This window comes from Nonomuraea sp. NPDC059023, assembly GCF_042740095.1.
In the GTDB taxonomy this organism is placed as follows: Bacteria; Actinomycetota; Actinomycetes; order Streptosporangiales; family Streptosporangiaceae; genus Nonomuraea.
Window position 1 is genome coordinate 1 of record NZ_JBHYIO010000050.1, and the last position, 21,302, is coordinate 21,302.

Here is a 21,302-nt window from a genome sequence, read left to right on the forward strand (position 1 = left end):
GGCCCGCACCACGTCGCCGCGGAAGTCGGGCCGCGGCGGCGGGACCCGGTCGTACGGCGGCGCGGTCACCGGCCGGGGCGCCGCCAGCCGGGTGCGCCAGTAGCCGCGCTGACGGTCGAGCTCGGCGGAGGTCAGGCAGTCCCGCTGCCAGCGGGCGATCGCCCCGAAGCACGGCGCCGGCGGCAGGTCGGCCCCGTCGAGGAGCGCGGCGAGTTCGCGTTCCAGGAGGGCGAGCGACCATCCGTCGAGCGCGATGTGGTGGGCGACGAGCGCCAGCCTCGCCGGCCCGTTCCCGTCGCGGACCAGCCGCCACCGGACCGGCGGCACCTCGGCCGGCACGAACGGCTCACGCACCGCGGCGGCCAGAAACGCCTGCGATGGGGACGAGGTGACCAGGTCGGCGACCGGCGGTCCGTCGGCTACCTGGCGGGGTTCGCCGTCGACGACGGGGTAGCGGGTCCGCAGCACACAGTGCCTCCTGGTCAGCTCGTCCAGCGCGGCGCGGAGCCGGTCCACGGTGACGTGCTCCGGCACCGGCAGGACGGTGTGCACGTGGTAGGCCAGGCCGGCCCGAGGGTCCTGGCAGAGGAGCCAGACCTGGTATTGGGCGACGGTGAGCGGCGCGGCCTCGTCGTGATCGTGGGGAGCCGGGCCTACAGGTGGCAGGCCCGCTGGTCCGAGGCCGTGCAGGGCGCGCGCGGTCGCGGCGACGGTCGGGTGGTCGAGCAGCAACCGCAGGGGCACATCCAGGTCCAGGCGGGTGCGCAGCCGGGCCGCGACGCGGGCGGCGAGCAGCGAGTGGCCGCCGAGGTCGAAGAAATCCTCGTGCGCGTGGACCGGCGACCTGCCGAGAACGTCCTGCCACACCTCGCGGATCACGTGTTCCACCTCGCCGCGCGGACCGGTGGCGACGATCCCCTGCGGAGGCGGGGCGGGTGCGGGCAGCGCGCGGCGGTCCAGTTTGCCGTTCGGCGTCAGCGGCAGGGCGTCGAGCGTCACGAACGCGTCGGGGACCAGGTGACCGGGCAGCCGCTCGCGAAGCGCGGACCGCAGCTGCGCCGGGACGGACTCGCCCACGACGTAGCAGGTCAGCACCGGCTCGCCGGACGGCCCGGGCACGGCGGTGACGGCGGCGTCCCGGATCCCGGGCAGCGCGCGCACCGCGCCCTCGATCTCACCCGGCTCGACGCGCAGGCCGCGGACCTTGAGCTGGTCGTCCAGCCTGCCGAGGTAGTCCAGCGTGCCGTCGTCGCGCAGGCGCACTCGGTCGCCGGTGCGGTACAACCGCGCGCCGTCGGCGTACGGGTCGGGCGGGAACCGGTCGGCGGTCAGGCCGGGCCGCCCCCGGTACCCCCGGGCCACGCCCGCTCCGGCCAGGCACAGCTCACCGGGGTTGCCGGGCAGGACCGGCAGCAGCTCGTGGTCCAGGACATAGGCCCGCGTGCCGGGCAGCGGCCGGCCGATGGGCACCGGCCGGCCGGAGTGATCGAGCCGGTGGGTGGTGGCCCAGATGGTCGCCTCGGTCGGTCCGTAGACGTTCCAGGCGCGCTCTGCCGTACCCGCGATCCAGGGGGCCAGATCGGCGGGCAGCCATTCGCCGCCGCAGAGCGCGGCCCGCAGGCCCGGGAGCGTTCCGGGGCCGAGGAGGCGCCACGTCACCGGCGTCGCCTGGAGGACGGTGACGCCGTGCGCCGCGACGAGGGCGCGGATGAGGCCGGGGTCCGCCGCGGTGCCGGAAGGGGCGACGACCACGCGCGCGCCCCGGGTGAGCGGGAGGAACAGCTCCAGGGCCGCGATGTCGAAGGCGACCGTGGTGATCGCGAGGAGCGCGTCGCCCGGACCCGCCTCGATCAGCTCCCCCATCGCGGCCAAGACGGCGGCCAGCGCCCGGTGGGTGATCTCGACGCCTTTGGGCGGGCCGGTGGAGCCGGAGGTGTAGATCACGTAGGCCAGGTCGTCCAGCCGGGCCACCGCGGGAGTCGCGGCGTCGCCCGGTGTCACGGCCCGGACCCCGGCCGGGGCATACTCAGCGAACTCTGGCGTCGTCAGGAGGATCTCGGCGCCGGCGTCGGCGAGCAGCGCCCGGATGCGCGCCCGCGGGTGGTCCGGGTCGAGCGGCACGTACGGGCTGCCGGACCGCAGCACACCGAGCAGCCCGGTCACCAGCTCGCAGTCGCGGTTCAGGAGCACGCCGACGGGCACGCCGGGTCCGGCGCCCAGAGCCGCCAGGCGCCCGGCCAGGGAGCGGGAGCGTCCGGTCAGCTCCCGGTAGGTCAGCGCCCGCCGTCCGTCCTCGACCGCCACGGCGTACGGCAGGCGCGCCGCCCACCGGTCAACCGCCTCCAGAACGGACCCGGACAAGGGCGAAGTTACCCTGACAACCGGCCGAGCCGGCGCCTCAACGAAAACCGGCCCAGGCGGCGGCTCGATCAAGCTGTGTAGGGCCTCGGCCAGGTCGTCCAGGAGCCTGCGTCCGGTGCCGGGGGCGAACAGGCCGGTGGAGGAGACGAGCCGCGCCTGCCAGCCATCGGCGGTCCGGTCGATCGACAGTCCCAGATCCACGCGAGCCGGCGCGATGCCCAGGGGGATCGGCTCGGCATGAAGGTCGCCGAACCGACACGGCCGCGGCAGCTCGCGCCGGAGGTCGAACGTGGTCTGGAAGATCGGATGCCGTCCCGGCCGCCGCGGCGGACGCACGGCCGCCACCAGCCGCTCGAACGGCAGCGCCGCGTGGTCCAGCGCGCCGAGCAGCGCGTCGCGGGAAGCGGTCAGCAGCTCGTCGCGGGAGGCCGCCGGGCTCAGCCGTACCCGCAGGGGAACCAGGTTGACGAACGGGCCGACAACGTGCTCCGCCCCCGGGATGTTCCGTTCGTCCACCGCGGTCCCGACCACGAGGTCGTCCTGAGCGCTGTGCCGGCGCAGGACCGAGACCCAGGCGGCCAGCAGGACCGACGACAGCGGCGCCCCACGCGCCAGGCCGAGCCCGGCGGCGGCGTCGATTAGCCCTTCGGCCAGGGGCAGGACGTCCACCGCGCCGCGCCCCGTGCGGGAGAGCGGCGTCCGGGCGCAGTCGAGGTCGAGCGTGGCCGGCGCACCGGTCAGGGTCTCCCGCCAGTACGCCAGGTCGTGCTCCCGTGTCCGCGCCGCCCGCCGTTCGCTCAGTTCCGCCAGCTCGGCGTACGGCGACGCGGGCGGCGCCGGCGGCCGACCGGAGTACGCGCGGCCGAGATCGCGCAGCAGGATGCCCAGGGAGGCGGCGTCGCAGACCAGATGGTGAACCAGCAGCAGGACGACATGCTCGTCCGGCCCCACCGGAATCAACAGGCAACGGACGTTGGATCCGCTGCCCGGATCCAGACGCCGACCGGCCAGGTCCGCCAGCGACTCCAGGGACGTGCCCAGGCCGGCCTCCTCCACCGGCACCACCACGGACGCCAGCGTGCGGGCCGAGGGCACGCCGTCCCGCTCGGTGACGACCGTGCGCAGCTCCTCGTGCGCCGCGACCACGGCGTCGACCGCCCGGGTCAGCGCCCGCCGGTCGAGCCGCCCGCGCAGCCGTACGGCGAGGCCGACGGTGTTGATCGGCTCCCCCTCGTCGAGCCGGTCCGTGACCCAGATCCGATGCTGTACGGCCGGCAGCCGCCGAGGACCGGTGGGGTCGCGGCGCGGCCGTTCCAGGGGAGCAGGCGCGGAGAGGCGAGCGAGCAGCGCCTGCTCGATCTCGGGAGGAAGGTTGTGCCGGGCGTCGGCGGTGCTCATCGCCTGACCGGAGAGAAGGTGAACGCCGGCGAGCTCGACATGTGAGGAACGTAACACCCATCTCAGACCGAGAATAGGGGCGGTCTAGACGGCCGAAGCGGCCCAGAACACCTCGTACTCCCATTCGGGACCGTCCGGAAACCCGAGCCCCGCGCTCGCGGCCAGCGCGGCGAACTGACTGCGATACTCCCGTACGGCTTCCCCCTTGGCCGCCGCGGCGTGCCGGGACAGCCGGGACACCCGGGCGCTTGAGAGGGTCCAGGGCATCGCCTCCAGTTGCGCGCCGAACCAGCCGTCCACGTCCAGGTCCAGACGAGGGGGCCGCGCGGTCACCCAGGACGGCCAGCCGAACCTGACCGCGTACGGCTGGTCGGCATACAGCAGCACCCGCCGCCCCGCGCTCACCGCGAGGACCGCGTCCCTGGTCGCCACGTGGTCGGGATGTCCGCCGACGGCAGCCGGGCCGTACACCGTGCCGGCATCGCCCACGGCCGCCTTCAGCGTCGTCTCCAGGACCCGCCGGTCCAGGGGCTCCCGCCGGTGCACCGCGCCGACGAACGGCAGATGCATCACGACGCAGTCCGCCCGGGCCAGCGCCCGTCGGTCCTCTTCGTGCCGCTCGGCGGCCCGTTGCCGCGGATCGGCGGCGCGGGTCAGCCGGTCCCACGCCGACAGGGGCGTCCCTGGTTCCGGCAACCCGGCGAAGACGGTCACGACACGCCGCACGTCCGGCTCGCACAACACCCCCCAGCACGACAGGACGGCGTCGTCGGGGTGCGGTGACACGACGATTGTCGACGTCCGGGCTCCGGCGTGCTTTTCTGTTTCCGTGTCGACGCGCGTGTTCGAGCCCGGATTCACACCCTCCACCTTGCGAGCCGATATGTACGCAGGTCAATACACCTGGTGTGACGACGGCTGGACCGGCAGCATGCGCCTCAAAGCGGATTTGTCCGGTCGATACCTCAGCTACCGTTTCGGCACCACCCACCGCGTGTCCGCGCACGTGGCCGACGACCAGGGGCTCGTCCTCGACATCCACGACTTCAACGGCCTCGCGGCGCAGCGCTTCACCGGCTACCTGGCCACCGAGGGCCGCGGCCTGATCGCCGGGTACACGCAGTGGCGGGAGGAGCGCTACGGCTTCTACGCGCGGCGCGACCTGCCCCGCCCCGTCGCCGCGTGCCGCTCCGGCGAACCGGAGCCCGCCGACTTCACCGGCGTCTACACCCTGCGCTGCGACGGCGGCCCGGCGCGCCTCGAGCTCCTGCACGTCGGCGACCGGCGGCTGACCGGCCACTGGCGGCCCCCCGGCGGCGACCCGTACCAGATCGACGGCGAGACGGACCAGGACGACCCCCTTCTGGTACGGCTGGCGCTGTCCACCCCTGCCGGGCCCGCGACGCTCACGGGATCCCTGTTCTCCCGGCCGAAGAACGTGATCGCCGGCTGGATCGACCTGCCGACGGCGCGCGTCCCCTGCTACCTGCTGCGGATCGGGTGATCGCGGATGCGGGGCGATCTGGGCCGCTCGGTGGTCCGCGTTCTCGACCGGCGTGGCCGGACGGCCGGAACCGGGTTCGCCGCCGTGGTGGAAGGGCTCGTCCTGACCTGTGCCCATGTCGTGGCGGACGCGCAGGCGGGCCCCGGCGAGGAGGTGGAGCTGAGCTTCGGCGGGCACGCCTTCCGCGGCCTGGTCGTGGCCGACCACTGGCGCCCGCCGGACGGCGACGACATCGCCGTCCTCCGGGTGGATTCCTGGCCGGACGGCTTGACCCCGCTGTCGCTGACCTCCACGGAGGGCGCGGCCGGAGCGGCGTACGAGACGTGGGGCTTTCCCGACGCCTCGCCGGTCCACGGACTGCGTGCCAGAGGCGTGGTCACCGGCCCCATCCGCGAGCCCGACACCGGCCAGCCGGTCCTTCAGCTCGAGCGCAGCGGCAGCGTGACGACCGGCTACAGCGGCGGCCCGGTGGTGGACCTCACCACGGGCCACGTCATCGCGATGATCCACTCGATCACGACGGAGGACCAGTACGGCAGGCAGAGCGAGATCGCCCTCGCCACCCCGGCCGAGGCGCTGCGCGCGGCCTGCCCTGATCTGCGCCTTGTCGAGATCTGCCCCTACCGGTCGCTGGAGGTGTTCGACGAGGAGCACGCCCGCTTCCTGTTCGGCCGCGACGTGTTCATCCGGCAGATGCTGGACGACCTCCGCCGCAGGCCGCGCTTCCTCGCGGTGCTCGGCCCGTCCGGCAGCGGCAAGTCCTCCGTGGTCCGGGCGGGGCTGCTGCCCGCCGTCGCCGAAGGACGGGTGCCCGACCTGGCCGACCACGAGCGGATCGTCACCCGTCCGGCCGAGCGCGACGCGCTGGAGCGCCGGCTCCCGGGCGCGGCCACGGACCTGGTCGCCGCCGTCACCGGGCACGAGCGTGGTGTGGTGCTCGTGCTGGACCAGTTCGAGGAGGTGTTCCTCGAACCACCCGACGCGCGGGAACGCTACCTCGCCGAGCTGTGCCGCCTGCTCGACTCCGCGGCCCGGGCCACGGTCGTGCTGGTCATGCGCGACGACTTCTACAGCCGGCTCGCCGCCGAGTCGCCGGAGCTGATCAGATGGCTGGAGCGCGGCCTGGCCAACATTCCCGCCCAGCTCGACCCGGACGACCTCATGGACATCGTGCGCGAGCCCGCCCGCGCCGTGCGTCTGCGGTTCGAGGACGGCCTGGCGGAGGCGATCGTGGACGACGCGGTGCGCGCCTCGGCAGCGGGCCGCCCCGGGTCCCCGGCCACCCGCGCCGGGGCCGCGCAGAGCACCGTGCTTCCCCTGGTGGAGTTCACGCTCACGCAGGTGTGGCGGGCGCGCTCGGACGGGATGCTGCTCTGGCGGCCGTACCTCGACGGCAACCGGGTCGCCGGCGCGCTGACCGCCTGGGCGGACGACGCGATCCGGGCCATGCCGCCCCACCTGCTCGACGTGACCCGCGCACTGTTCACTAGCCTGGTCCACCTGGGAGACGAGCGTGCCGGCGTGCCGGACACCCGGCGCAAGCGGCGCATCGCCGACCTCTACCGCACCATCGACCAGCACCAGCGGCTGGACGCCGTGCTCGCCGTGATGACCGCCAGGCGGCTGCTGGTGACGGCGGGCGACGAGACCGTGGAGCTGATCCACGACGTGCTCCTGCGCGAGTGGGCGGAACTGGCCGGCTGGCTGGAGCACGACAGGAGGTTCCTCACCTGGCGGCAGTGGCTCGAACCGTGGGTGGCCGCCTGGCGCGCCGAACCGGAGCTGACGGACCGGCTGCTGCGCGGTGGCGACCTGGCCACCGCCGAGGCATACCTCGCCGAGCGCCCGGCCGACCTCGACGCCGACACCCGCGCCTACATCGAGAAGAGCGTCGAGGAGCGGGAGAAGGCGCTGCGTGAACGGGCCGAGATCGAGCAGGCGCTGGCCGACCATCGTCAGGTCACCCTGGAGAACCGGTTGCGCGCCGACGCGGCCGACGCGGCCAAGCTGGCCGGCATCGAGCCGGCTCAAGGGCTCGTCCACGCCATGTCGGCCGTCTCGGCGAACCTGGCCGCGCTGCCGGGAGCCGAACCGCTCGGCGCAGTCCGCGCCGCGCTCCGGCTGGCGCTGCAGCGGTCGAGGGAACTGGCCGTTGTGCCGGGCACGGCGGCGGTGCGGGCCGTCGCCTACTCCCCCGACGATCTGATCTACGCCACCGGAGGCGACGACCGCCTCATCCGGCTCTGGCGCCGGGACGGCAGCCCGGTGGGCGATCCGCTGACCGGCCACGCCGACAGCGTCAACGTCCTGGCGTACAGCCCGGACGGCCGCGTCCTGGCCAGCGGCGGCGAGGACGGCCTCGTGCTGCGGTGGAGCCGCGAGGGGAGGCTGCTGCACCTGCACGAGACCGGCGCCGCCGTGCACGCGCTGGCCTGGACGCCCGCCGGGAACCTCGCCTGGATCGACGAGGCGGGGCGGCTGACGGCGGACGGCACGCCGCCGGACGATGATCGGAGCGGGTTCGATCCGGGGGACCCGCTCACCGCGCTCGCCTGCTCCCCGGCCACGTCGGCGTTCGTGGTCGGCACCCTTCAGGGGACGCTGCACGTGGTGCCGGGCGACCCGGCGGCGCCCGGCATGTCCGTCAGGGCCGCGCACGACGGGTTCGTGGCGGCCCTCGCCGTACACCCTGATGGTTCTTTGCTGGCCAGCGGTGGCGCCGGCGGTGCGGTGCGGCTGTGGTCCTGGAGCGATGAGGCGGGGCTGGAACCGTTCGGCATGCCGTGGCAGGCGCACGACGACGCCGTGCACACGCTGGCCTTCAGCGCCGACGGGGACGTGCTGGCCAGCGGGTCGGCCGACGCCGTCGTCCGGCTGTGGGACGTGCGCTCGCGCAGGCCCGCCGCCGATCCGCTGCTCGGGCACGACGGGCCGGTCACCGCGGTGGCGCTCAGCCGTGACTGCACCAGGATCGTGTCCGGCTCCGCCGATCGCACGGTGCGGGTGTGGCAGTGGCGCGGCGAGCGGAACGCCGGTGCGCCGGCCGCCCCCGGCGGGCTCATGTTCGGTGTCGGGCGGTGGGATCCGCACGGCCTTCAGACGCGGGCCGCCGAGCCGCGGCACCGCGAGCACATCTACCGGCTGGCGATCAGCCGGGACGGCCAGTGGCTGGCCACCGCGAGCGACGACCGGACCGTGCGCCTTTCCGACGTCGAGGGCATGTTCGCCGCCGAACCGCTGACCGGTCATGGCGCCGGCGTCCGGGCGGTGACGTTCAGCCCGGACGGGCGCGTGGTCGCGAGCGCCGACGGCGACGGGACCGTGCGGCTGTGGGACCGGAGGGGTGCCGACCTGGGCGTGCCGCTGACCCGGGCGGCGCCGGTGCACGCCATCGCCTACGACCGGGACGGCGCCAGGATCGCCGCCGGGGACGCCACCGGCGCCGTCACCGTCCTGGACGCCGTCACCCTGACGCCGCTGGCCGTGGCCGGGCACGAGGCGCCGGTGCACGCGCTGGCCTTCGGCGCTCTGCTCTACAGCGCGGGCGACGACGGCCTGATCCGGCGCTGGACGAGCGACGGACAACCGGCGGCGCCCCCGCTGGCCGGGCACGACGGTCCCATCCGCGCGATGGCGCTGTCGGCCGACGGCCGCCTGCTCGCCACCGGCGGCGACGACCACGTGATCCGGCTCTGGGACGACGAGGGGCGGCCCGTGGGCCAGCCGTTCATCGGGCACGACGGCGACGTGCTCGACGTGACGTTCACGCCGGACGGGACGATGCTGCTGAGCGCGGCCCGCGACGGGACGGTACGCCTGTGGGCGCTCGACGGAACCCAGCTCGGCGACCCGCTCGAAGGGCACGCTCCATGGGCCACCTCCGTGGTGGTCACCCCCGACGGCCGCCACGCGGTCAGCGCCGGCGCCGAGGGCATGCTCCGCACCTGGTCGCTGGGCGGCTGGCGGGACTGGGTGAGCGAGGCGTGCCGGCGGCTGCGCGGGCACCCGCTGATGGCGCTGCCCGCCGGCAAGTCCGTCCGCGAGTTCTGCGCCCGAGCGAACGAGGAGTCAGCCTCATGAGAACGACCGTGCTCGACCCGGGCCGCCGCTTCCCGGTGTGCCTGGAGCCCGACGGCCGGCAGGACCTGGTCGGCTTCGTGCGCGAGCATCGTCACCTGCTGCGCGAACGTCTCGCCGAGCACGGCGCCGTACTGCTGCGCGGCTTCGACGGCGGCCTCGACGCCTTCGCCACAGCGGTCTCCGCGCTGGCCGACCGTTTGCTCCCCTATGTGCACGGCAACTCCCCGCGTACCAAGGTCTCGGCCGCCGAGGTCTACACCTCGACCGAGTACCCGGCGGAGTTCGCCATTCCGCTCCACAACGAGCTGTCCTACGCCGCGCGCTGGCCCAGCGTGTTGTTCTTCCACTGCGTGACCGCGCCGGAGCGAGGTGGTCAGACGCCCATCGCCGACAGCCGCGAGATCCTGCGCCGCCTCCCGACCGGCGTGCGCCGGCGTTTCACCGAACGCGGCGTGATCTACCGCCAGCGCCTGCACAGCGGCGTCGGCCTCGGCCGCTCGTGGCAGCAGACCTACGAGACCGGCGACCGCGCGCTGGTCGAGCGCCACCTGCGCGAGCTCGGCGCCGAGTTCTCCTGGTGCCCCGACGGCGGCCTGCGGACCTCGCAGTTCCGCCCGGCCACCGCGGTCCACCCCGTGCTGGGCGAGGAGGTCTGGTTCAACCAGGCCGACCAGTGGCACTGGACGGGAGCCGGGCCCGACATGGGTGAGGAACTGCTCGAACTGTTCGGCGAGGACGACCTGCCGACCTCGTGCCGGCACGGTGACGGCACGCCACTGGCGCTGGAGGATCTCTCCGACATCAGGCGCGTGGGCCGGGAGTGCGCGGTCCGCTTCGACTGGGTCCCCGGTGACGTCCTCATGATCGACAACGTCCGGGTGGCGCACGGGCGGGAACCCTACTCCGGCCCGCGCCGCATCCTGCTCGCGATGGCGTGACCTCAGGAGGGCAGGCGGTACTTCTCGCAGAAGTAGGGACACTCCAGGACCGTGCAGACGGACGCCTCGTCGCGCCGGGCGAACCACTGCTCGGCCACGTTCCCGATCACGTCGTCCGGACCGCACCGCCGTACCTCACCATTGGGCACGATGCGCGCGAACAGCCGGCCCGCCTCGCACAGGTCGCCCCGGTAGTCGGGGAGCCGGTCCAGGAACAGGTGCTCGTCCATGAACGGGTTGACCGTGGGCGGCTCGTCGCGGCGGCCGAACTGCCCGGCGTAGAAGGCGGCGGCCTTGGCGGTGTACTCGTGGAACAGCGCGCGCTCCGCCTCCGTGTACCCGCCAGGGTAGCGACGGCCCAGATGGGTGCCGCGCAGCGCCTTGGGGATGACGACGACGCCCTCGTCCGCATAGCGCCGCCACAGCTCGGGGAACGTCGCGAACAGGTCCGGATACATGACGCACGAGGCGAACACGTCGAAGCCCGCCTCCCGCATGGCCAGGACGTTCGTCACGAACCGCCGGGTTCCCCGTCGTACCTGGCGCTCACGTTCGTGCACCCCGCAGTTGATGAAGTCGACCCGCCGCGGATCCACCTCGTCGACGAAGGCGCGGATGTGCGGGGAGTCGGCGTTGGTGTTCACGCTGATCAGGTGGCGCCGGGTCAGCAACGAGCAGAGGCGGACGAAGTCCGGGTAGATGAACGGCTCGCCGCCCGTGAGATGGAGCAGCCAGGCCAGCCCGGTCCGGTCGAAGAACTCGGCCAGCCGCCCCACGGGCGCGATCGGCTCGATCTTGGCACCCAGCGCGTCCGCGTCCCAGAAGCAGTAGCCGCAGCGGTAGTTGCAGGTGCTGAAGAGGATCCAGTCACCCTCCACGTCGTACGGCCGGCGGACGGTGATCTCGGCGGGGTGGATGTAGGTCGTCATGTCTCATCCCAGGATCGAGGCGGTACCACGGCGCGAACGGTGCGTTTCCGGCCCGGTTCCGCTGCGCCAGATGTTCCAGCGCCCAGGTCACGAGCCGTTCTGGAGGGGCCACCTCGCCGGCCCACGGCACCGGCGTGAGCCGTACACCCCTTCTGTGCAGGTCGCGGTAGGTGTCGAGCGTGACGGCGCTTTCCAGGGGGCGGGCGGCCAGCAGCACGCGGCCCAGGTCCGGCGCCGTCGCCAGGGCGGCCGCGATCCCCTCCTCCGTGCCCGTGGTTTCGACGACCGTCTCGCCGCCGCCCGGCGTGGACGCGACCGCCAGGCGCACGAGCGACGCCAGCGCGCCGTCGCCCAGCACCACGGTCTCCAGGCCGGCCATCGCGGCGGCGGCGCACGCGGTGCCCGCCCATTCCCTGGCGGCGATCCGGTCGGTGTTGGCGCACTCGTAGCCCCGGGCCCAGGTCGCGGGTCCTCGGGTGCCTTCGACGTACCAGACCGTCCCGGCCGCGCGCCGCGTGGTCATCTGTGTGATCACCGTACGGCCGGCCGTACGACATGCCCGAGGGCGGCCGATTCGTAGGCCGCCGTCACGATCGCCTGGACGGCCAGCGCGTCGCGCACGGTCACGTCAGGTGGCGTGCCGTCGCGCGCCGCCGCCGCGAAACGGGAGATCGCCGTCAACCGGGAATCGGCCTGCCCTGGTTGTACACGGAGCTGACCGGTCTCGCCCCACAGCATGAGGCGCTGGCCGTCGCCTTCCGGCACGCTGGCTCCGCCGATCAGGGTGACGACGACCTGCCCGAACCTCAGGACGACGCTGACCGTGTCCTCGACCCCGGGCGCGAGGGCAGAGGGCGTCAGTTCCGCGTACACGCTGTCGCATTCGGCGTCGAGGAGCCAGCGGACGGCGTCGATGTGATGGATCACGTTCATGATCAGGAACCCGCCGCCCGCCCTGGCCTTGGACTGCCGCCACGACGAAAGGGCCCGCCGGCTGAAGCCGCCGGTGAAGTAGTAGGCGGGCTTGTTCACAAGGTAGGAGGCGGTGACGCCCAGGGGCGACCCGATCCGTCCCTGCCGCACCGCCGTACACGCTTCCTCGAACCGCGCGTCGGCTCGCAGGTGGAACAGCACGCTCACCGTGGTGCCCGCTTCGTCCGCGGCGGCGGCGATCCGCTGCGCGGACCCGAGGTCGTGCGCGAGCGGCTTCTCCAGCAGGACATGCTTGCCGGCCGCGAGCGCGGCGACGGCGATCTGCTCGTGGGTGTCGTGCGGGGTGGCGATGATCACGGCGTCCAGGTCGGTCCTGGACATCATCTCCGCCGGCGTGCGCTCGGCCCGCGCGCCGAACCGGGTGGCGACGTCGTCGGCCAGTGCCTTCACCGGATCCAGGCAGGCGACCAGTTCGAGGTCGTCCGCCGCGGCCACCGTCTCGGCGTCCTTGACACCGATGTCGCCACAACCGATCACGCCGAAGCGCATGATGTGCTCCTTGCCTGCCGCCAGAGAAGGGCGGCGCCGATGAACGCGCGGTCGCCGACGAGCCTTCGGTAGACCAGCGGAGCGTTCTCTGCCGGGTGTTCCTCCAGCACATCGGAGATCGTGAACGCGCCCGCACCCTCGAAGAACGACCGGCTCAGAGCCGCGGTGCGGTCGGCGTCGAGGTTGACCGTGTGCGCGCCCACCACCTGGACGCCGCGGTCGTAGGCCGACCGCAACGGCACCTGCGCCGACGCCGCCCGCGGCGAGCCCAGGACCACGACCGTGCCGCCCGCCGCCACGGCCGCCAGGGCGATGCCGAGCCCTTCTGGGGTGCCGGTGACGTCGAGGACGAGAGGCGGCCCGATGTCCCACCGATCCACGCTGAAAACGGTCGCGGGCTCCGCTCGGCACGCCCACGCCTTGGCCGCCGACCGTGCCGTCGCCAGGACGACCCCGGCGCCACGTATCGCCGCCAGCCGGCGCACGATTATGCCCAGCAGACCGGCGCCCACCACGCCGACCGGTTCGCCGGCACGCTGCCCGCCGACCTCCAGGCCGTACAGCGCGGTGATGGCCAACTGCCACACCGCCGCGTCGGTCAGCGAGACGCCGTCCGGCACCTCGTGCACCTCACCCGGCCGCCCGATGGCGACGCTCTGGTGCCCCGCGCCGCGTAACGCGACCCGCGTGCCACCCCCGCGCACTCGCCCGGCCGCCAGATAGCCGGGCACGTGCGGGAAGGCGACGGCCGCCGTGGGCAGACCGAGCAGCCGGGCGCGTTCTGTGCCAGGGCTCAGCACGCTGACGTGGATGTCGACGACCGTTTCCCGGGGTCCGGACGGACGTGGCTCGGCGCCCACGACCACCCGGCTGTCCCCAGCGTGAAACCAGACCACTGACCGCATCGCGCCTCCGGATGATCACCAAGGCGGAGCTTCACTGTATGTCGGCACGTGCCGATCGGCCAGACGGGTTCTCGATGAGGCGCACGTAGTGCTCAACGGCGGCCGTGACGCTGTCGAGGTCCCCGGTGGCCAGGAGGTCGAGCATGGCCCCGCGCAGGACGGCCGGGGACAGCGTGTGCTCGTGGGGTCCGAGCTCGGCCAGCGCCAGGTGGCGCGGATGGTGGCGGCCGCGTCGCCCGCGTCACGAGCCTGAGCCAGTGCCCGGGCCAGCCCCTCCTTCGACCTGACCAGTAACAACAGCACCCGAGGGCTCGAGCCGATGGCCGCGGCCATGGGACGCAGGGAAAACCCCGTCAGCCCGTTCTCCAGGACGTACCGGCATGCCCGGTCGAGGAGTTCCTGCATGCGCGCGGACAGGGCTCGTTCTGGCTGGTCCATGAGGGTTACTCACCGCGGCCTCGTCCGGCTCGTCGATATCACGTCCTGGCGCAATCTGTCGTAGCCCGGCACCGGACAGTGCACTGGTGCTGTACGGCTTCACCCGGGTCGTGGTCACCTCGGGTGTTGTGGTTGTCGACGGGCGTGCGGGGCTGCACAGTGGCGGCATGACCGTTCCCGACGAAGCCCGTGGCTCGGATGGCGGGCGGGTGCAGGCCACCGGTGGGCGGTCGGTGGCGGTCGGCGGGGACAATCTGGGGGTGGTTGCCACCGGCCCCGTGCATCTGCCGTCGAGGGCGGCCCCGGCGGTGCGGCGGGTGCGGCTGGCGGCGCGACCGCCGCGATTGGCCGGCCGGGACGAGGTGCTGGCCGGGCTGCGTGCGCGGCTGACCGGCTCGCCTCGTCTGCCGTGTGTGGTGGTGGTGCACGGGCTGGGCGGGGTCGGCAAGACCAGCCTCGTCGTGGAGTACGCCCATCGTCACCTGCACGACTACGGCCTGGTCTGGCAGGTCCCGGCGGAGGACGCGTCCACCGCCATGGCCGGGCTGGCCGCCCTGCTGGGGGCCCGCGAGCTGGTGGACGTGGCCGACCCGATCGACCAGGTGCACGCGCTGCTGGCCGCCCGCACCGAGCCGTGGCTACTGATCGTCGACAACGCGCCCGGCGCCGAGGCGCTGCAGGGGCTGCTGCCGGTGGCAGGTCCCGGCCACGTGCTTGTCACGAGCCGTGCCGGCAGTTGGCCTCCCGTGCATGGTCTCGAGCTTCCCGTTCTGGACGCCGAGGTCGCGGCCGGCTTTCTGCTGGAGTGCTCCGGCCACGACGACGGTGCGGCCGCCGCCGAGGTCGTGGCCGAGCTGGGGGCGCTGCCGCTGGCTCTGGAGCAGGCCGGCGCGTACATGGCCGACACCGGCACCACCATGGCCGGCTATCTCGCCCTGCTGCGCGAGCGGCGCGCCGAGTTGCTCGCTCACGGTCAGCCGTGGGGCTACCGGCAGCGGGTGGCCTCCACCTGGCAACTGTCCTTCGACCAGCTGGCCGACGCCGACCCGTCTGCCATCGCCCTGTTACGGCTGCTGGCCTGCTACGCGCCGGAGAACATCCCCTACCGGATGCTGCTGTCCGAGCACGCCTTCGGGGAGCTGCCGTCAGGGGAGCTGGCGGTCAACACCGCGATCAGCGCGCTGCGCCGCTACAGCCTCATCAGCCGCCCCGCCGACGGGCTGGTGTCGGTGCACCGTCTGGTCCAGGCCGTCACCCTGGATCAGCTCACCCCCGACCAGCAGCAAGGGCGGCGGCAGGTAGCCGGGAGAACGCACTGCCGGACGACCCGGAAGCGGTGGCGCACTGGCCGACCTATCGGGCTCTCCTACCGCACGCGCGCGCCGTCTTCCCGCTGGCCTCACCCTGCCTGCGTACCTTGGCCCTTTTCCTCGGCGCCAGCGGTGACTATCGCACCGCCAAAGCCCATACCCACGACATCTACGAACGCCTGCTGACCCTCAACGGCCCCGAACATCCCGACACGCTCGCCACCTGGCACAATCTCGCCCGCTGGATCGGGCAGGCGGGAGATGCTGTCGGGGCTCGTGACGCCTTCGCCGCCATCTTGCCGCTGCGCGAACAGGTTCTCGGCGCCGAACACCCCGATACCCTCGCCACCCGGCATAACCTCGCTCGCTGGACGGGGATGGCCGGGGACGCGGCGAGCGCTCGTGAACAGTTCATCGCCCTGCTGCCCATCCGCGAACGAGTCCTTGGCCCTGAACACCCCCACACGCTGACCACCCGGAACAATCTCGCCTGGCCGACCCGCTGCCGATCAACACTGCCGACGAAGGCATGGCCCGCATCGCGTTCCTCCTGCTGGCGCTGTTCGCCGAGATGGAATGCACCTTCACCGCCGAACGCGCCGCCCACGCCCGCACGGTCGCCGAAACCGCTGGCCGCCAGATCGGCCGTCCCGTCGCTCACCCCGCAGACAAGATCGAATACGCCCGGCTCCTCAATGCCCAAGGCGACTCCCTCGGAAAGATCGCCACCAAGACCGGCATCCCCAAAACCTCGCTGCACCGCTACCTCGCATCCTGATCACGCTCCGGCTCGAGGGTTCTTGAGAAACTCCGTGACGCTCGCAATAGCGACCATCACCTCTGCCGATAGTCCTATGACGTCGGCGCGGCCCCGCCAACCCCGGAGACTCTGATGTGCTGATGTCCTACCCGGCGGGCAGGATGGGCGCGGGAGGTACAGATGAGCGACATCGCGGACGTTCCACCCGCCGTTGTGGGCCGGCTCCGGGTGATCTGCCGGGAGCTGCCCGAGGCGTACGAGGAGCCGGCGTGGATCGGCCTGCGGTGGCGGATTCGCCGGCGGACATTCCTGCACGTCTACACCACCGACGAGAGGGGGTCGGCGTACATCGATACGGACGATCCAGCCATCCTGATGACCTTCCGGGCGCCGCCCGGGGAGTTGGCCGCGCTGGCGCATGCCGGCCCTCCGTTCTTCCGGGCCGACTGGGGGGTGAATGTCGTGGGAATGGTGCTGGACGACGAGACTGACTGGGTCGAGGTTGCCGAGCTGGTGACGGACAGCTATCGCGTGCAGGCGCCCCGCCGCCTCGCGTTCCGGCTGAAGGCAGGTGGATGAACCGCCGGCTACCTCCCCACGTTGCCGCATATCCAGGTTCGGTGCTGAGAAACCTTCCTATTCACGGTGGGATAGGTCGGGTTGCCGTACTGGCCAGAGATATTTCAGGAGACGATTCCGATGACGACATCACCCAGTGCCGCAGGCTCCGGCCGTCTGGCCGGATTTGCGGGTGCAGTTCATTCCGGGCGTGATCGGCTTCACGAACTGGTAGATGCCCGCGCAGGTCCACCGCGGCGTGACACCGAGGAAGACCTCGCGTCGTTCGTTGGGGAAGCCCGCATTGCTGGTCTTTCCGTCGCCGGTCGTGACTACCACGCCGGTCGGCACCGCGCCCTGGCTGGTCAGTGCGGGTGAGATGAGGGCTCCGACAGCAAGATGGGCTGGTCAAGCGCAGGATCGCGAGATCGCCGTCCCTTGCCGGGACGCGCCTTCACTCGGTTCGGGCACCGGCCTCGAGCACGGTGAGGTCGCGGACCGCGTACCGGTGATGCTCGGCCTCTTCCTTGAGCACGACGCTGAGACAGCGGCGTACGACGTAGTCCTTGTCCGGGTAGGGGTCGGCCGGCTTGCGACCACATACCCGGTCGAGCTCGGCCTCGGTGAGCTCGTCGACGGCTCGGCGCATCGTGGCCATGCGGGCCAGCCGCGGCGCGAGTACCTCGTCGAGCGTCGGGGTGGCATCGAGGGTGAGCCCGAGCTTCGCCGATGCTTCGGCCGGCATCCCGCTGTAGGGGAAGCCCAGCGGGTGGTACGGCGCGTCCTCCTCAAGCACGGCGTTGCCGATCCAGGCATCGCTGGCCATCAGCAGATGCCGCTGCGTCTCGACGAACGACCACTCGCCGTCGACCTGCTCGTGCAGCTTCGCCTCGGGTAGGCGCCTGGCGCGGTCGAGCGTCTCCTCCCATTGCATCTCGATGGCATCCCAAGCGGCTCGGTATTCGGCGGCGGACGTGGCCTCACGGGCCAGCACCCGGTTGGGATGCAGCCGGTCGAGCTCGGCCTCGACGTAGGCGGTCACGTCGACGTCGTTGACAACGACACGCTCGAAGCCGCCACTGAGGGAGACGTTGCCCCCATAGCAGTCCACGATCTTCAGGCCGGTGACGTCGCAATCGCGAATCTCGAGGCCGGAGAGGTCGCACTGGTGAATGCGGGCACCACGGAACTGGTCACTTTGGGTGTACTCAGCAGGCATTGGGACAGTTTCCCGTATCCGTCCCGCCCGTGCCAGTGAATGGCACAACGTAAGGGTTGCGGTGTTGCGTCCGGGTGGGAAGTCCGACGAGGGCCTTCTACCGCTTGTGCAGAGCACTTCGGGAATCAGTGCAGAGGACTACGGAAATCGACACTTCCTCCGGGTCGAGGCCCGTGATTGCCCGATGTCGGCCTGCGCCGCCCCGGCCCGGCTCCCCGTGCCGGACCGGCAAGGGGAAGGCGGCCATCGGCTACCACACCGCCCGCTTCCGGCTGGTGCTTCATCTGGCCAAGGCGTTGAGCGTCGCCGTGCCGCCGGTGCGCAAGCCGGGCACCGTCTGGGCGAGCTGCCCCGCCCTGTCGCCGGCGCCGAGACGTCCGGGCACGCGCGCGTCGGCTACGCCCGCGCCTCCACCGTGCGCCAGTCGCTCGACACCCAGCTCGACTCCCTTGCGGCCGCCGGCGTCACGCGCGTCTTCGCCGAGAAGATCTCCACCCGCGCCACCACCCGGCCCGAGCTCGACAAGGCCGTCGCCCTCGCGCGCGAGCTGCGCGCCACCGGCGTCGCGGTCACCCTCGTGGTGCACGAGCACAAACGGCTGGGCCGCGGCCTGGAACTGGCGGCGCCGGCCGAACAGCTCAAGGCCGCCGACATCGGCCTGCAGTTCCTCACCGGCGAACTCCAGGGCAGCCACGACCCTGGCCGGGCAATATCAACACCGGCTCGCCGCACTACACCGGCGTAGGATGATCTAGTCGATCTCGGTGGCTTGCAGAGGAGGCACATCATTGATCGGCGATGAGGCGCTCGAGTACTATCACGGGGCGATGGTGTCCCTTCTCCCCGATGGGCAGGCGGTCACCACCTGCTGAACGCGGGCGGAGGTAAATCCGCCCGCGGACCCTCACTGTGGCTCACGGACCAGTCGCGACGGCCCCCGCTTTGATCACCTGCACGACCGACCAGCGGTACGCAGCTCTACCCGAGCGCGGGCTTATCTTGGGTGACTCTCTGCGGTTAGGCCTGCTCGATAAGTAGCGTGGGGTGTCCTTGCCAAACCGATATCCGGGGGTAGTAAGGCATGTTGGTCATGCCTGGTGTGCACGTCCAGCCGTACAGGGCTGAGCGGGCGTCGGCCGCCGACGGGGCGGTGTGGTGGGTCGATGAGGACTTCGCTCTGCATGTCGAGGCGTCGGCGTATCTGGCGGGGTTACGCGCGGCGGGCCGGGCGTTCAACACCGAGAAGACCTGCGCGGGCCGGATCGCGTTGTCCTTGTCGTTGTGGGCTGCTGGCACGAGGGCCCGCACTTCCACGTCCAGCGGCGGCGCAGCGCCAACCGCGGTATTTCGGCGTCCGCGTCGGTTGCGGCGTTCTCATCGCCGGGACTCCGCCAGCTTCAGGGCCGACTTCCCTGCGGCCTTGGCGATGTTCCTGGCCTCCTCGTCGGAGTATCGGCTGTTGTCCACGATGACGTTGAGCTCCAGGTTGATGTCCCGGGCGTACAGATTGGCCATACCCCGCTGCCAGTACGCCTCCTCACCGACACCGGCGTCAGCGCGCTCGTACGACTGGCGGGCGGAGGCGTAACCGCTCTCGTAGTGCTCCTTCGCCAGCTCCGCTCCGGTCTTGCCGTCTTGTGAGAGGTGGCGATCCCAGGAGACGATGATCTTGTCTCCGTGCTGGTTCTTCCAGAAGCACCGGTTGGACTCCTTCGGTGTCTCACCGACAGCCTCGAGGTTGCCGCTCGGACTTCCGTAGTCTGCGGGCACCTCCACCTTGCCCGTGGCCTCCTTGCACGACGGCACCCGCTGCGTGTACTTGTCGCCGACCTTCGACAGGGGCGTCGTACCGGGGGTCGGGATGGTCTCGCTCTCGCTCGGCTCCTTGGCGTCCGGTTTCCTCTGAAGCGCGCTCGTCTGGCCGCCGTCGCCGTACAGGGGCAGGACGTTCAAGGCGGCCACCGTGGACACCACCATGACCACCGCCGCGGCCGCGACGGCCCCCGCCAGCCACCACGCACGCTTGCGACGGGGCGCGGTGAGGGCAGGGGCACCGGCCGCAGCGGGGCCGGCGGCCAACTGATCGATCCCCGCCTGCTGTTCGGCCGCAAGCCGGTGCACCGCCTCGGGCCACGGCCAGGAGGTGGGCGTCACCGTGCCGATCGCGGTGAGGAGTTCCAGCGGCGACGGACGCTCCGCCGGGTCCTTGGCCAGGCATGACTCAATGAACGACCGCAGCGCCCGCGGCACCGCGTCCAGGTCCGGTGCGCAGTGCGCGACGTTGTAGAGCACGTTCGGCACCGATGTACCCGCGAACGGCGGCTTGCCTGTGCACGCCATCACGAGGGTCGAGCCGAGCGAGAACACGTCGGCGGCGCCGGTCAACGGCAGACCCTGCACCTGCTCCGGCGCCATGAAGGGCGGCGAGCCCACCATGGCGCCGGTGTGGGCGAGCTTCGTGTGTCCCTCGGCTGCCCGCGCGATACCGAAGTCGATGACGCAAACCCCGTCCTTGGTGAGCACCACGTTGGACGGCTTGAGGTCGCCGTGGACCAGACCCACCCGGTGCACGTCGATCAGCGCCTGCGCGAGACCCGCCGCGAGCAGCCTTACCGCTTCCTCGGGCAACGGGCCCGCGGCGTCGAGGGCCTGGCTCAGCGCGAGGCCGGGCACGAACACCGAGGCCAGCCAGGGTGCTTGCGCCTCCGTGTCAGCGTCAAGCACGGCGGCGGTGTACGCACCGGACACCTTGCGCGAAGCCGCCACCTCGCGTCGGAACCGCGCCCGGAACCCGGCGTCCTCGGCCAGTTCTGGGTGCACCTGCTTGACCGCGACGAGACGACCGTCGGGGGCGACGGCGAGAAGAACGCGCCCCATGCCGCCACGCCCGAGCTCGGCCACCGTCAGGAACGGGCCTATGTACGACGGCCCAGACAGCCCTGTTGCGCGCATGACGCCCTGTCCCTTCCCGTGAAAACCTTCCAGTCTCAAAGCGGGAGGATCATACAGATCCCCGCCCCGGCCCGAGCCGAGCCCGTTCGCACGCCAAGCGAACGCAGGCCGTCACGGCGACCCGATACAGAAGCCCTTGCCGTCGTATTCCCGTATGACGGAGGTGCCGTTGGGGCAGTCGCCGACGCTGAGCGATGGACCTTCCAGGATCCCCAGCAGTTTGCGGCCCGCATCAGGTGAGGAGCAGTCGACGACGTCGTAGCCCCTCGTCGTGAAGCACGTTCCGACCTCGGAGTTGGTCCAGCCCTTTGAGCAGGAGGAGACGGCGGGTAGCAGCAGAACCACCGAGACGAGCAAGGAAAGGCGTGAGGTCAAACGGACTCCAAAGTACATTCATGGGTGTTGCTGACCATAGTGGGCCCTCGGAAGGCTCGGCAAGATCACGACGACACCGCAAGCCGGTTGTTG

Annotated in this window: 17 protein-coding genes and 1 pseudogene; 8 read left to right on the plus strand and 10 right to left on the minus strand. The window is 72.0% G+C overall.

All coding sequences use genetic code 11. The features are described from left to right. The coding region (locus ACFWYW_RS50915) for an amino acid adenylation domain-containing protein (protein ID WP_379641330.1) at positions 1–3,759 on the minus strand (3,759 nt) is incomplete at its 3' end. 84 nt (positions 3,760–3,843) lie between these two features. Next, entirely contained in the window at positions 3,844–4,620 is a 777-nt protein-coding gene (locus tag ACFWYW_RS50920) for a PIG-L deacetylase family protein (protein ID WP_379625507.1), read from the minus strand. A 22-nt stretch (positions 4,621–4,642) separates the two neighbouring features. Here ACFWYW_RS50920 and ACFWYW_RS50925 point away from each other — a divergent pair, with 22 nt between their 5' ends. From ACFWYW_RS50925 to ACFWYW_RS50935, 3 genes are read left to right on the plus strand one after another with little or no spacing between them, the layout of a single operon-like run. Continuing rightward, positions 4,643–5,263, plus strand: coding sequence for a hypothetical protein (locus tag ACFWYW_RS50925; RefSeq protein WP_379625509.1), 621 nt, complete (start codon positions 4,643–4,645; stop codon positions 5,261–5,263). A gap of 6 nt (positions 5,264–5,269) precedes the next feature. Next, positions 5,270–9,343: a trypsin-like peptidase domain-containing protein gene (locus ACFWYW_RS50930; RefSeq protein WP_379625510.1), complete on the plus strand. Its 4,074-nt coding sequence runs from the start codon at positions 5,270–5,272 to the stop codon at positions 9,341–9,343. After that, positions 9,340–10,281, plus strand: a complete 942-nt coding sequence (locus tag ACFWYW_RS50935; protein ID WP_379625511.1) for a TauD/TfdA family dioxygenase — start codon at positions 9,340–9,342, stop codon at positions 10,279–10,281. The genes ACFWYW_RS50930 and ACFWYW_RS50935 overlap by 4 nt, the downstream gene beginning before the upstream one ends. A gap of 2 nt (positions 10,282–10,283) precedes the next feature. On the opposite strand, the gene ACFWYW_RS50940 is transcribed toward ACFWYW_RS50935, so the two are convergent. The 4 genes from ACFWYW_RS50940 to ACFWYW_RS50955 are packed head-to-tail and all read right to left on the minus strand — an operon-like array spanning position 10,284 to position 13,597. Beyond that, positions 10,284–11,210 (minus strand): radical SAM protein, encoded by a 927-nt coding sequence (locus tag ACFWYW_RS50940; protein WP_379625512.1) that lies wholly within the window; start codon positions 11,208–11,210, stop codon positions 10,284–10,286. Further along, positions 11,149–11,733, minus strand: coding sequence for a hypothetical protein (locus ACFWYW_RS50945; RefSeq protein WP_379625513.1), 585 nt, complete (start codon positions 11,731–11,733; stop codon positions 11,149–11,151). The genes ACFWYW_RS50940 and ACFWYW_RS50945 overlap by 62 nt, the downstream gene beginning before the upstream one ends. A gap of 8 nt (positions 11,734–11,741) precedes the next feature. Next, positions 11,742–12,692, minus strand: a complete 951-nt coding sequence (locus ACFWYW_RS50950; RefSeq protein ID WP_379625514.1) for a Gfo/Idh/MocA family protein — start codon at positions 12,690–12,692, stop codon at positions 11,742–11,744. Beyond that, on the minus strand, positions 12,677–13,597 hold the full coding sequence (locus ACFWYW_RS50955; protein ID WP_379625515.1) for a hypothetical protein: 921 nt from the start codon (positions 13,595–13,597) through the stop codon (positions 12,677–12,679). Before ACFWYW_RS50955 ends, ACFWYW_RS50950 begins: the two co-directional genes overlap by 16 nt. A gap of 605 nt (positions 13,598–14,202) precedes the next feature. On the opposite strand from ACFWYW_RS50955, the gene ACFWYW_RS50960 reads away from it, so the two are divergent. From ACFWYW_RS50960 to ACFWYW_RS50975, 4 genes and pseudogenes are all read left to right on the plus strand, one after another. Further along, on the plus strand, positions 14,203–15,531 hold the full coding sequence (locus ACFWYW_RS50960; RefSeq protein WP_379625517.1) for an AAA family ATPase: 1,329 nt from the start codon (positions 14,203–14,205) through the stop codon (positions 15,529–15,531). Further along, a pseudogene (locus ACFWYW_RS50965) lies at positions 15,453–15,797 on the plus strand (tetratricopeptide repeat protein); the annotation flags it as partial. The gene ACFWYW_RS50960 and the pseudogene ACFWYW_RS50965, both read left to right, overlap by 79 nt. Before the next feature lie 77 nt (positions 15,798–15,874). Then, a complete protein-coding gene (locus ACFWYW_RS50970; RefSeq protein ID WP_379625533.1) occupies positions 15,875–16,123 on the plus strand; it encodes a hypothetical protein in 249 nt (82 codons plus the stop codon). 162 nt (positions 16,124–16,285) lie between these two features. Next, on the plus strand, positions 16,286–16,684 hold the full coding sequence (locus ACFWYW_RS50975) for an MmcQ/YjbR family DNA-binding protein (RefSeq protein ID WP_379625519.1): 399 nt from the start codon (positions 16,286–16,288) through the stop codon (positions 16,682–16,684). A 129-nt stretch (positions 16,685–16,813) separates the two neighbouring features. Here ACFWYW_RS50975 and ACFWYW_RS50980 read toward each other — a convergent pair whose 3' ends face one another. Then, entirely contained in the window at positions 16,814–17,014 is a 201-nt protein-coding gene (locus ACFWYW_RS50980; RefSeq protein WP_379625521.1) for a hypothetical protein, read from the minus strand. Positions 17,015–17,117: 103 nt separating this feature from the next. Then, positions 17,118–17,882 (minus strand): DinB family protein, encoded by a 765-nt coding sequence (locus tag ACFWYW_RS50985; protein ID WP_379625523.1) that lies wholly within the window; start codon positions 17,880–17,882, stop codon positions 17,118–17,120. Positions 17,883–18,228: 346 nt separating this feature from the next. Between ACFWYW_RS50985 and ACFWYW_RS50990 the strand changes: the two genes are divergently transcribed. After that, positions 18,229–18,627 (plus strand): recombinase family protein, encoded by a 399-nt coding sequence (locus ACFWYW_RS50990; RefSeq protein ID WP_379625531.1) that lies wholly within the window; start codon positions 18,229–18,231, stop codon positions 18,625–18,627. 629 nt (positions 18,628–19,256) lie between these two features. Here ACFWYW_RS50990 and ACFWYW_RS50995 read toward each other — a convergent pair. After that, a complete protein-coding gene (locus ACFWYW_RS50995; RefSeq protein ID WP_379625525.1) occupies positions 19,257–20,834 on the minus strand; it encodes a serine/threonine-protein kinase in 1,578 nt (525 codons plus the stop codon). Positions 20,835–20,945: 111 nt separating this feature from the next. Further along, positions 20,946–21,209 carry a hypothetical protein gene (locus ACFWYW_RS51000; protein WP_379625527.1) on the minus strand — a complete coding sequence of 88 codons (264 nt, stop codon included), beginning with the start codon at positions 21,207–21,209 and terminating at the stop codon, positions 20,946–20,948. Between the last annotated feature and the right edge of the window lie 93 nt (positions 21,210–21,302).